At 51.9% G+C, this 11507-nt stretch carries 10 protein-coding genes; 1 reads left to right on the top strand and 9 read right to left on the bottom strand.

The annotated features are described in order from the left end of the window. Window positions 1–34: 34 nt before the first annotated feature. The 6 genes from H8730_RS00770 to trmL all read right to left on the bottom strand — a co-directional run bounded on the left by H8730_RS00770 (window position 35) and on the right by trmL (window position 7536). Window positions 35–592 (bottom strand): topoisomerase DNA-binding C4 zinc finger domain-containing protein, encoded by a 558-nt coding sequence (locus H8730_RS00770; RefSeq protein WP_177719721.1) that lies wholly within the window; start codon window positions 590–592, stop codon window positions 35–37. Between the two features lie 67 nt (window positions 593–659). Beyond that, window positions 660–2234 carry a trypsin-like peptidase domain-containing protein gene (locus H8730_RS00765; protein ID WP_177719722.1) on the bottom strand — a complete coding sequence of 525 codons (1575 nt, stop codon included), beginning with the start codon at window positions 2232–2234 and terminating at the stop codon, window positions 660–662. Between the two features lie 134 nt (window positions 2235–2368). Then, on the bottom strand, window positions 2369–3886 hold the full coding sequence (locus tag H8730_RS00760; RefSeq protein WP_177719723.1) for a sensor histidine kinase: 1518 nt from the start codon (window positions 3884–3886) through the stop codon (window positions 2369–2371). Window positions 3887–3889: 3 nt separating this feature from the next. After that, window positions 3890–4582, bottom strand: coding sequence for a response regulator transcription factor (locus H8730_RS00755; protein WP_177719724.1), 693 nt, complete (start codon window positions 4580–4582; stop codon window positions 3890–3892). A gap of 25 nt (window positions 4583–4607) precedes the next feature. Then, on the bottom strand, window positions 4608–7004 hold the full coding sequence (locus tag H8730_RS00750) for an endonuclease MutS2 (RefSeq protein WP_177719725.1): 2397 nt from the start codon (window positions 7002–7004) through the stop codon (window positions 4608–4610). Window positions 7005–7026: 22 nt separating this feature from the next. Beyond that, a complete protein-coding gene (gene trmL, locus H8730_RS00745; RefSeq protein ID WP_177719726.1) occupies window positions 7027–7536 on the bottom strand; it encodes a tRNA (uridine(34)/cytosine(34)/5-carboxymethylaminomethyluridine(34)-2'-O)-methyltransferase TrmL in 510 nt (169 codons plus the stop codon). Window positions 7537–7627: 91 nt separating this feature from the next. On the opposite strand from trmL, the gene perR reads away from it, so the two are divergent. Beyond that, complete coding sequence (gene perR / locus H8730_RS00740) at window positions 7628–8062, top strand: transcriptional regulator PerR (RefSeq protein WP_177719727.1); 435 nt, start codon at window positions 7628–7630, stop codon at window positions 8060–8062. A gap of 52 nt (window positions 8063–8114) precedes the next feature. Here perR and H8730_RS00735 read toward each other — a convergent pair whose 3' ends face one another. The 3 genes from H8730_RS00735 to H8730_RS00725 all read right to left on the bottom strand — a co-directional run bounded on the left by H8730_RS00735 (window position 8115) and on the right by H8730_RS00725 (window position 11437). After that, the gene (locus H8730_RS00735) at window positions 8115–9278 is read right to left on the bottom strand and encodes an aminotransferase class I/II-fold pyridoxal phosphate-dependent enzyme (protein ID WP_249289143.1); all 1164 of its coding nucleotides are present in this window, start codon (window positions 9276–9278) and stop codon (window positions 8115–8117) included. Then, window positions 9275–9757: an Lrp/AsnC family transcriptional regulator gene (locus H8730_RS00730; protein ID WP_177720164.1), complete on the bottom strand. Its 483-nt coding sequence runs from the start codon at window positions 9755–9757 to the stop codon at window positions 9275–9277. Before H8730_RS00730 ends, H8730_RS00735 begins: the two co-directional genes overlap by 4 nt. Window positions 9758–9889: 132 nt before the next feature. Then, a complete protein-coding gene (locus H8730_RS00725) occupies window positions 9890–11437 on the bottom strand; it encodes a VanW family protein (protein ID WP_177720163.1) in 1548 nt (515 codons plus the stop codon). Between the last annotated feature and the right edge of the window lie 70 nt (window positions 11438–11507).

The following is an 11507-nucleotide window of genomic DNA, read 5'->3' as shown; positions in this document are numbered from 1 at the left end:
TTTCATGGAAATCAATTTCTTCTTAGACCGGCGGTCACGGTGCCTGGCTGTAAATCCGTTTTATGTCGGACACCAGCGGACTCGTATCTGGACACGCGATGGTCTCAATCCAAAATTTGTCCATCCCCCGGCTGTGCCACAGTTCCTCCACAATCTCATGGGGATCCTCCACCACGTAATTTCTCCCTTGTAGTGCCCCGCAGTGACTACAGGTATTGGCCATGTAGGAGCTATGTGTCGTATTGCTGTACCGTTTTTGGATCGTCGCATACTTTTGGGACAGCAGGCCATCGATATATGCCAGATCGCCTAAACCTACTGCCGGCAGCCCGGAATTAAAAAATTCGTCCAGCTCCGCCAATTCGTAATCGAGATAATAGGAATAGACGGCTGTCTTCTTTTTACACTTCCAGCATTCCCTGTCCCAGCGGTAAATCCCGATTCCATAGATGCGAATGTACTCTAACACAACCTCATAGAGCTTTTTCGTGGACCGGCACCGAGGATAATTAGAGCAGCCCGCGAAAACCCCAAATTTTCCGTCCCGCAGAATATAGTTTCCATCACATTCCTGACATCGAATTCTTTTCATGCGATCCCCCTCCGATCTATGACAAACGGCATAGCAACCCTGTCAGGCTGCTATGCCGCTGAATTACTTAATAGCTGCTGGGTTTTTCCTCGATGGTGACTTGAAGCGTTACCGTCTGAGCGTCACCCTCAATGTATCCGCGGAGAATCTCCATCTCCGCTGAACCACCGATTCCCAATTCTTTGATCGCAGCCGTCAGATCATCAAACACATTGATGGGCTGCCCGTTGAAGGAGATGATGACATCGTTGGCCTGCACACCAGCCTTAGCCGCCGGCCCATTCTCCACAACAGTCGCGACATAGACGCCGTATACAAGGTTATACTGGGACGTATTTTGTAAGTCCTCCACAGAAACCCCTGTGATCCCCAGATACGGCCGGCGAATCTTTCCCTCGTTGATCAGCTGCTCCAATATGGGCTTCGCTGTATTGATGGGAATGGCAAAGCCCATCCCTTCAATATCCGTGCTGGTCAGCTTCGCATTGTTGATTCCGACGACCTCGCCACGGCCATTGACCAGAGCACCGCCGGAATTGCCTGGATTAATGGCCGCATCCGTCTGCAACAGAATCATAGACTGAGATGTGCCATCATCATTCTGAAACTGCACCGTCCGCTCCAGTCCGCTGATACTGCCTACCGTTACTGTGTTTCCAAAGGATTTATCCACCGGGCTTCCGATGGCGATACTCAGATCTCCAAGGCGGAGTGAGTCGCTATCGCCCAGCGTCGCAATTTTAATCTGCTCCTTCACTTCGTCCGGAATCTCTGACTTCTTGAGATAGATCACTGCAAGGTCCGTGTCCTGGTCGCTGCCCTTCAGATACGCGTTGACCGCGTGTGCATCGTCCATCCCAATGATGACACTCACGGACTTCGCATCAGACAGAACATGGTGATTCGTGGCGATATACAGCTCATCGCCGCTTTCACCGATTATGATACCGGAGCCTAGCGCACTGCCGGAGCGGGTCATATTGAACATATCCACTGATTCAATTGAGGTTATGATGGTAACGACGGATAGGGACAGATCTTCCGCAATATCAGAGATCGTCTCGTAGTTGGAATTCTGTAACTTCGTCACATCCGCTCTGCCATCTGTACCACCGGCCGTTGAAGGGAATTGAAATTCGCCGCCGTCCCCGCTCGCCGAATGACTCTGCAACAGGCTGTTGCTGAGGTAAACTCCGCCGATGACCGATGCGCATAGGCACACGATGCAGAGCAGCGCGACCCAGACCTTCCACGCATTTTTCGATTTCGTCTTGACTGGCGGATATATAGGCTGCCCCATGCCGCCGCCATATCGCGGTCCCATGGGGGGAACCTGCCCGCCACCCCCGAAAGGTGGAGGCGTACTCTGCCGCCATTGGGTATTGCTCTGTGGCGGATAGCCCCCTATATTGTTATAATTCGCCTGTCTCCCATCTGAACCCGGCGGCGTTTGTTGGGCGCGGTGCTGAGCGTAAGTTCCTTGTAGCGTGCTGGCCGGCCGCACCTCCTCATGGTTTTGACCTGCCGGAATGTCCTGCATGACGAAATTCACAGCAGCGCTTTCCGGCTGCCCTGGATTCTGCTCACTCCGCGGCGTTTGCTCTGTATTGTCTGTCAAATCAGTACGATCTTGCTCATCCATACCATTTCCTCCTTCGCTGGTTCATTCCTCCGCCTGCACAGCGGCCGGAGTCTCAGAGAATCTTCGCTTTTTAACTAGTATAACGGCGTTTTTTTAACAGAATATGAACTGATTGTAAAAGATTCCAGCCCACTCTATTTTTTTTCAACAAGATTGATTTTATACGCCAGCGGCAATGTAAAGACAAATTTTGTTCCCTGTCCCTCCTTGCTTGTCACCTGAATATCCTCCTGGTGGTTGAGCATAATCTGCTTCACGATCGCCAATCCGAGCCCCGTTCCCTTCTTGTCGTAACCTCTGGACTTATCGGCCTTATGGAATCGCTCAAAGACGTGGGGCAGCGATTCCTCATCGATCCCGCGCCCTGTGTCCGCCACGGCAACATATGCCTTTTTGCCGACGATGCTCGTCTCGATGGAGATCCGATCGCCTTCGTCTGTGAACTTGATCGCATTGTCAATCAGATTGTACACGACCCGCTGAATCTTATCCAGATCCGCGTTGACATACAACTTTTCCTGTAGAAACTGGAACTCCATCTTCAGTTTTTTATCCTCAATCCGCTGCTCAAATCCGATGGCAAGCTTGACGATCATCTCATTGATATCGAAATTGGACCTGTGCAGTTCCTCCTGCCCGTTTTCCATCTTAGTCAAGTCTAAAATATTGTTGGTCATTTTCGTTAGACGGTTGGTCTCGTCCAACACGATCTGCATGTATTTCGCGTGGTCCTCCTGGGGCACAGTTCCATCCAGCATGGCTTCCAAAAATCCTTTGATGGACGTCAGCGGTGACCGAAAGTCGTGGGAGATATTGGCGATAAAGTCGCTCCGCAGCTTGTCCACTTCCTGTAGCTCATGGGCCATCTTATTGAAAGACTGCGCTAAATCCCCGATTTCATCATTGGTGCTGATATTAACCTCCTTGCTGAAATCTCCGTTGGTAATGGCTTTCGCCGCATTCTTCATCTGGTTGACCGGATAGATAATATTGTTGGATATGACACCGATGACCAAACTGGCGACAACGGTCAGCGCCAGCATGGCAAACAGCACGATCCGGTACATACCGCTGACGGGCGTGGAGATGTCGTCCATGGAGATATGCAGGAAGACTGCGGCCTGCTTCGTTTCGTTGTAGCTGAGAATGCTACCGTCGCCTGTCATTACGTTGACACGGCTCAGATATTTCTGCGAATACCCGATGGATAGTGTATTTCCAGTAAAAATCTCGGGAAACGCATTTTGCGTCGGCCGCATTCCCTTATTCAGAATGACATCCTGGATCCGCTGTAAACTTTGGGGTTGAAGCTCTGTGTTGGCAATCTGCGGGGAATTCTCCGACCCATAGGTATACACCCTGATATTGTTGGTGACAGTCGTATCTGTGCAGATCCAGATATTGATATCCATGGCCTGCGCCGCCGTCTCTAATTTTGACTGTGCACTTTCATCTGTGCGAAAATCGTTGGGGCCCTCCAGGGTGGCTTGGATAATCTCCTGGGTCTTCTGCAAGTTCTTTGTCTTCAGGTCGATGAAATACTGGCTCATAACCGACGGGAGAACACCTGCGATTAAAATGAGGACCGCAAACAATATGAGAAGGTAGGCTCCCATAAACTTGAAACGGATTGACATAAACCTCCGCTGCATAGGCTATTTCACCTCGAATTTATACCCGACTCCCCAAACGGTTTTGATACTCCAGCTGCTCTCCTCTTCCCCCTGATCCAATTTTTCCCGAATTCGCTTAATGTGTACGTCCACAGTCCGCGTATCGCCGTAGTACTCATAGCCCCAAATCTGATTTAACAGCTGCTCCCTCGTAAAGACCTGGTTGGGGTGGGAGGCCAGAAAGTACAGCAATTCTAATTCCTTCGGCGGCATCTCGATATCCTTTTCCTGAAAGGTGACGGAATAGTTGGACAGGTTGATGGTCAGCCCTGGAAATATAAGCCGCTTGTTGTTGGACTCTTTGCTCTCCGTTCGCCGGAGCACCGCCTTCACCCGGGCCACCAGCTCTTTCGTATCGAAGGGTTTGACCATATAGTCGTCAGCCCCCAACTCCAGCCCCAGTACTTTGTCAAAGGTCTCGCCCTTTGCCGTCAGCATGATTATCGGAATCGAACTCATCTTGCGAACTTCCCGGCAGACCGCATAGCCATCCATTTCTGGCATCATGATATCCAGGATCATCAGATTCGGCGCAAAGCTCTGTAAATGCTTCAGGGCCTCCCGGCCATTGTACGCTTTTTTCGTCTCATAGCCTTCCTTCGTCAAATACAGGGAAATCAGCTCTACAATGTTGGTATCGTCGTCCGCAATCAAAATCTTTTGTTTTCCACTCATGGTTCCATCATCCTTTCTGTATTGGTTAGTGCTGCTTGATTTCAACGATGGTCACGCCGGCTTCTCCTTCTCCAAAAGCCCCCAGGCGGTACGCGGCAACATGAGCGTTCCGCTTAAGATACTGATGAACCGCCTGGCGCAGCGCGCCGGTTCCCTTTCCGTGGATAATCGTCACCTTTGGCACTCCAGCCAGATACGCGTCGTCTAAATACTTATCGACAACAGCCAGCGCTTCATCCGAGGTCATTCCCCTGAGATCAACCTCCAGACCGATGGTCTGCGCTTTGCCAAAAGAACCGGCGCTCTGGCTTCGCTCCCGTTTTCGCCCCTGGGCTTTCCCCTGGGCATCCTCCCCTATGATTCTGGCGATATCGGTCAACTTCACCTGCATCTTCATAATCCCCGCCTGCACCTGGAGATTTCCCTTCGCGTCAGGCTCCGAGAGTACGATACATTCCTGGTCGAAGGTTGTCAGCTTGATCTTGACACCGGGCTTGATTTTCTTTCGGTCCACCCGCTGTACCGGCGTCTGAATGGGTTCCGCCAGCTTTTGATCCATCTGTGTGACCTTCTCGCGAAGCTTCGTTCTCTGCTCTTCCAGGCTGCGCATATCGATCTGCTGACCCTCGCGGATCATCCGATTCATTACCTGTATGCTCTCATCTGCTTCCGCTTTCGCCTTGCGCAGAATATCCCTTGCGCTTTCATTGGCCTTTTTCAAAATCGAAGCCTTCTGCTCCTCCAGCTTTTGTTTGGCCTGGCTTGCCTGCCTCTTTAAATCCGCCAACTCCATGCGCAGGCTTCGGATCTGATCCTGCTCCACTTCCACCTGCCGGCGGCGCAGTTCAAGGTCCGTGATCATCTCTTCAAACTTGATATCATTGCTCTCCAAAAGGTCCTTGGCGGCTCCGATAATCCCATCCGGCAACCCTAACCGCTTGGATATGGCAAAGGCGTTGCTCTTTCCTGGAACCCCGATGAGCAGGCGGTAGGTGGGCTGCAAGGTCTCCACGTCAAATTCACAGCTAGCGTTCTCCACGCCTTCTGTGGACAGGGCGTACATCTTCAACTCACTGTAGTGCGTCGTGGCGGCCGTCAAAATCTTCCGTTTCCGAAGATTCTCCAAAATTGCGTTGGCCAGGGCCGCGCCTTCCACCGGGTCCGTACCGGCTCCCAGCTCATCGAATAAGACAAGCGACCGGTCTGTGACATTCTGTATAATTTCCACAATGTTGACCATATGGGAGGAGAAGGTGCTCAGACTCTGCTCGATACTCTGCTCATCTCCGATATCAGCGAACACAGCGTCCAAAACGGTCAACGACGGCTTATCCGAGGTGGGAATGTGAAGGCCCGCTTGTCCCATGATGGACAGGAGCCCTAAGGTTTTCAGGGTTACCGTTTTTCCACCTGTATTGGGTCCCGTGATAACGAGGGATGTAAAATCTCTCCCCAGCCAAACGCTGATGGGGACCACCTTTTTGTCGTCCAGCAGGGGATGTCTGGCGTTCGGCAGCCGAATATACCCTTCCTCATTGAAGACTGGCTTCACGGCATTCATCTCCACCGCCAGCTTTCCCTTTGCAAAGATAAAATCCAGCTGCACCAACAACTCATAATCCGCCGCCAATTCTTCCTGATGCTGCCCAACGAGGCGGCTCAACTCCTGCAAAATCCGGTGAATCTCCCGCTGTTCCTCGCTGTAAAGCTCTGTCGATCGATTGTTGAGCTGTACCACGGCCATGGGTTCGACAAACAGTGTAGAACCGCTTCCCGACTGATCGTGGACCATTCCTTTGATACTTCCCCGGTACTCCGCTTTTACGGGGACGCAATACCGCCCATTGCGCATGGTGATCACGGCATCCTGGAGCATGGTTTTATAGGTATTGGAATGAATCATGCTCTGCAACTGCGACCGGACACGCTCCTGTGTAATATGGATTTCCTTTCGAATGGAGGAAAGCTTTGCACTGGCGTTATCGCTCATCTCCTCCTCCGACAGGATACACCGGGTAATTTCCTTTTCCACTCCGCTGATGGGCGCTAGCCCATTGAAAATTGGGTCTAAGCACTCGTAGTAAGTTGTATCCTTCTCACGCTGTCCGTAAGCCTTCATCTTCTGCACAGCGTGTATGGTGTCTGCGATATCCAGTAGCTCGCCCATGGTCAGAACACCATCAATCTTAGTCCGGCTCAGCGCCATGCGAATATCCTTCATCCCGCCAAAGGGCGGTTTATTTTTCATAACCAGGTAGGAAAAGGCTTCCTCCGTCTCCTTCTGCCAACGCCGAATCTCGAAGATCGACTCCGAAGGCCGAAGTTCCAGACATCGCTCTTTTCCTGTCGTCGAATCTGCCGCATCCCGCAGTCGATCCAAAATTTTAAAATATTCTAATTTCTGAAGTGATCTCTCGTCCATTCTATCCTCCATTCTCCAACGGCTAAACTAGCTCTTCCCAGCGGTATGACCGCAACTCCCCCGTCTCCTGGAGGCCCGCAAATCCCTGTTGTCTCAGCGCTTCATACAGAATAATGGCGACGGAATTGGACAGATTCAGGGATCGAAAGTCGGGACCCATGGGAATCCGAATGCAATATGCCTTATACTGTGCCAAAATTTCCTCCGGTATACCCGCGGTCTCCTTTCCAAACATGATATAGTCCTCCGGACCATACGATGCCTGCGTATAGACCTGGGGCGCCTTCGTCGTGGCCATATAGATCCGCGCCCCTCGGTGCTGAGATAGAAACTCTCCAAAATCCTCATACACGTGGAGATCCAGCGCATCCCAGTAGTCCAACCCAGCTCTGCGAAGATGCTTCTCATCTAAAGAGAATCCCAAAGGCTTGATCAGATGCAGCGCTGTTCCTGTACAAGCGCAGGTTCGCGCGATATTTCCAGTATTCTGTGGGATCTCCGGTTCATGCAAAACAATATGCAAATATTCCATCTCCTTATGGATAATCACAATTGACAAATATTGATTTGTAATATATAATTATTATTATCTAACTATAATTCTTAGTAAAAGAGGTGAAACCATGCAAGCTCTTGCCATCCGTCTGAAGGAGAAAGGATTGAAAGCGACGCCACAGCGCATCGCTATATATAAGTATCTCGAGGACTCCAAAGATCACCCCAGCGCCGAGACTATCTACCGCACCCTCCGCGAATCCCATCCTACCATGAGCCTGGCCACTGTATATAAAACCCTGGACTCTCTGAAAAAAGCGGGATTGCTGCAACAGCTAAACGTGGGCGAGGACAGCTTCCGCTATGACGCGGATACGCACCCCCATCCCCATATCCAGTGTGTTCAGTGTACCCGGGTGTTTGACCTGGATCCGGCGCTTCTTCAGAACGTTAGCAGTGAGATCCGTCAAACGACATCGTTTCAGGTTCTCTCACAGCAAGTTTACTTTTATGGCGTCTGTCCTGACTGTCAAGGCTCTCAAAGAGAAGCGGTCAACGATTAACAAGAGAGGTGTCGTCATCCGTCCTCCAGGCGGATTTCACGGCACCCCTCTTTTATTTCAGCGTATCCACGAAGGCCCCGATCTTGGCGATGGCTTTCTTTAGATCCTCCTGGCTGTACGCATAGGACACACGGATAAATCCCTCTCCGCTGTCGCCAAAGGCAGATCCAGGTACAACTGCGACCCTCTGCGCCTCCAATAGAGCTTTACAAAATTCCTCTGACGTCATACCGAATTTTTTGATGGATGGAAATACGTAGAAGGCGCCGTAGGGCTCAGAGCAGTCAAATCCCAGCGACCGGAATCCGTTGACCACCAGGCGGCGCCGGCGGTTATACTCTCTCCGCATTTCTTCCACCGCCACATCGCAGTTGCGCATGGCTTCAATCGCCGCATACTGGCTCGTCGTCGGAGCGCACATGATGGCGAATTGATGGATCTTCGTCATCTCTTTTAGAAGCGACTCTGGCCCCATAGCATAGCCGAGCCGCCATCCCGTCATGGAGAAGGCTTTGGAAAAACCATTGATCACCAGGGTCCGCTCCCGCATCCCCTCCAGCGTTGCGATGGACACATGGGGATCCTCCGAGTAGGTTAATTCCGCATAAATCTCATCCGACATAACAAATAAATCGTGCTCCACCACAAATCGGGCGATATCCCCCATCTCATCCTTAGTCATAATGGAGCCGGTGGGGTTGTTGGGAAAGGGAAAGATTAATACCTTGCTCCGCGGCGTGACGGCCGCCTCCAAATCTTCCCGCATGAGCTTGAACTCATTTTCTTCCTTCATGGCAACTGGAACCGGAACTCCCCCAGCCAGAATTGTACAGGGCTTGTAGGACACGAAGGACGGCTCCGGAATCAAAACCTCATCCCCAGGCTCCAGTATGGCGCGCAGCCCGATATCGATGGCCTCGCTGCCGCCGACGGTGATGAGAATTTCGTGGGCTGGATCATAGTCCATGCCATATTTTCGAGTGGTATAGTGTTGAATCTCATCTCGCAGCTGTTTGAGGCCGGCATTTGCGGTGTAGGTGGTCTTTCCCCTCTCCAGGGAATAAATCCCCTCTTCCCGCACATTCCAAGGGGTGTCAAAATCTGGTTCTCCGACTCCCAGGGAGATCACGTCCTCCATCTCCGCCGCAATGTCAAAGAAACGGCGAATCCCGGAGGGGGGGATGGATTTGATCATTGGATTGACGAAATCTCTCATGGGGATACGATCATCCTTTCATCTTTTTTCTCCTCATCCAGGACGAGCCCATGATCCTTGTATTTTTTCAGGACAAAATGGGTTGACGTACTGATAACGGAATCAAGGACCGCCAACTTCTGCCCAACAAATAGCGCGACCTCTTTCATCGTCCGACCCTCGATGATGACCGTCAGGTCAAAGGCGCCGGACATAAGGTACACAGAGGTGACCTCCTTGTACCGGTAGATCCTCTTGGCAATCGAATCAAATCCCTCATCCCGCTGGGGCGTGACCCGCACCTCGATGAGGGCGACAACTCGTTCTGTGTTCGTTTTATCCCAATTGATCAATGTATGATACCCGCAGATGATCTTTTCCTTCTCCATCGCGGAGATCTCCTTGGCGATCTCTTCCTCTGGCTGTGCCAGCATGACGGCTAGGTCCGTTATGGTCGCTCGGCTATTCTTCTCTAAAACGTCTAATATCTCTTCTCTCATCTGATGACCTCCCGTTAAGCTTCATTTTATGTATTGTAGCATTTTTATAGGGATTCGTAAAGAGTTTTTGAAAAAAAACCGCACACGGCCGGTTCTGTAGACCTGATGCCGTATGCGATGGTCGTGTTATCTCTACTGTGCGGTAGAATCCGCGGAACTGTCAGAATTCTGCGCTGGCTCGGATGTCTCAGGCGATGTCGGCGCCGGTGCCGAGGATTCCTCCGGCTCCGGAGTCGTGCTGACAGGCTTTGCCGTGCCGATGGTCACCTCATCCGCCGTGGACATATAGGAGCTGGAAGAAAAATACTCCCGGGTCGTCTTTCCGTTCTGCGTGACAATTTTATAGACATCAACCTTGCAGCCGGTATAGCCTTTGTGCGTTACCTTCCGGTATCCCTCCGGCTGGCTGGGATCCTCTTTCACCTTCTCCGCCGGCTTCTCGTACTCTTTGACAACCACCGTCTCGAACGAAACGCTTCTGGACGGGTCATGCTCCTCCACCCCGTATATTCGCGCCACGATCTTTCCGCCGCTGGCGTATGCCTGGATGTAGATCGGCGCGCTGGAGTTATTCTTGAACTGGAAATTTTTTCCTCCAATGCTCATGGCGGCGTCCTGCCCCAACTTCACATAGGACGGCTTCAGGGAATGGGCATACCGCTCCGTCACCTCAAGTTCCGCGCGAATCACCGCATTGTACAGGGTGGTGCAAACTTGACACAGCCCGCCGCCCATCCCCGGCACGTACTCGCCATCCAGAATGGTGGAGGCATTTCGATAACCGCTGGCCGCGTTGACTGGGGATACCGCGTCATTGTAATTAAAGCTCTCGCCGGGCATCAAAACCGTGCCATCGATCTTACTGCTTCCGACCTGCAAATTTTTGCTCCGGTCCACCTCACCAGAATTGTATGTGGTGCTAAACTCTCCAATGATATCTTGAATCTTGCTCAGTTCCGCTCTCGTACGGGTGGGCTGCACCTCTTCCACCGTCAGCTCCAGCTCTGCGGAATCCCGCGTATCCAGTGCAGAATTCAGCTTTGACCGGCAATCGTCAGCGTTCAGGGTATATCCCACCTGTTCGTCCTCTATGACAAACTTCCCGCTCTCCAGCGTGATGGTGGCATCCTTGGCGGGCTGATCCAACTCCTCCTTGATTTCGGTGATGATCTCCTCCAACTTCGCTGTATCGTACTGGTCCGTCATCTCAAAATCGACCTTCGCGCTGGACAACCTCGCAAGCGCTTCATAGCGCTGCTTCACATCTCCGCTTCTGCCCACCTCGTAGGCCTTCGCCGCCAATTCCTCCGTGTTGGCTGTAAAGCCGAGATCCGCGTAGGTGTATTTCCAGGACTTCTCACCGTATTTCAGAAGAATCGTCTTCGAGAGGACGGTCTCATCAAATGCCTGATCTAAAGCCGTCTTCGCTTCCTCCTGGGTCATGCCGGAGAGATCGAGACCCATCACGGTGACGCCCTCATAAATCTTCTCATGATCCACCTCCTCGCACAAGGTCTGATATGTCCCCTGCAAGGAATTCATCTCATTGGCAAGTGCTTCCTCCTGCTGCTTCGCAGTCCTACCTTCCTGCTGCCTGGCGTAAAGGACGCCAGCTCCAGCGCCTGCGGCGCCCAACAGTGCGACGGCACAGACCGCGACTGCGATTCTTTTCTTCTTCATAGTACTCTCCATTCTGGAGCGTTAGCGACGGCGGCGAATTCTGCCACCAGAGCTATTTGTGACGCTCCGG

The sequence above is a fragment of the Bianquea renquensis genome, from assembly GCF_014384895.1.
Lineage (GTDB): Bacteria > Bacillota > Clostridia > Lachnospirales > Bianqueaceae > Bianquea > Bianquea renquensis.
The sequence above is the reverse complement of the archived record's forward strand: the minus strand, read 5'-3'. Positions and strand labels throughout refer to the sequence as shown.

Coding starts and splice junctions, on each gene's coding strand:
- perR (WP_177719727.1), top strand. CDS start 7,628: ATGCAAGCTCTTGCCATCCGTCTGAAGGAGAAAGGATTGAAAGCGACG.
- H8730_RS00760 (WP_177719723.1), bottom strand. CDS start 3,886: ATGCAGCGGAGGTTTATGTCAATCCGTTTCAAGTTTATGGGAGCCTAC.
- H8730_RS00725 (WP_177720163.1), bottom strand. CDS start 11,437: ATGAAGAAGAAAAGAATCGCAGTCGCGGTCTGTGCCGTCGCACTGTTG.
- H8730_RS00750 (WP_177719725.1), bottom strand. CDS start 7,004: ATGGACGAGAGATCACTTCAGAAATTAGAATATTTTAAAATTTTGGAT.
- H8730_RS00770 (WP_177719721.1), bottom strand. CDS start 592: ATGAAAAGAATTCGATGTCAGGAATGTGATGGAAACTATATTCTGCGG.
- H8730_RS00735 (WP_249289143.1), bottom strand. CDS start 9,278: ATGAGAGATTTCGTCAATCCAATGATCAAATCCATCCCCCCCTCCGGG.
- H8730_RS00765 (WP_177719722.1), bottom strand. CDS start 2,234: ATGGATGAGCAAGATCGTACTGATTTGACAGACAATACAGAGCAAACG.
- H8730_RS00755 (WP_177719724.1), bottom strand. CDS start 4,582: ATGAGTGGAAAACAAAAGATTTTGATTGCGGACGACGATACCAACATT.
- H8730_RS00730 (WP_177720164.1), bottom strand. CDS start 9,757: ATGAGAGAAGAGATATTAGACGTTTTAGAGAAGAATAGCCGAGCGACC.
- trmL (WP_177719726.1), bottom strand. CDS start 7,536: ATGGAATATTTGCATATTGTTTTGCATGAACCGGAGATCCCACAGAAT.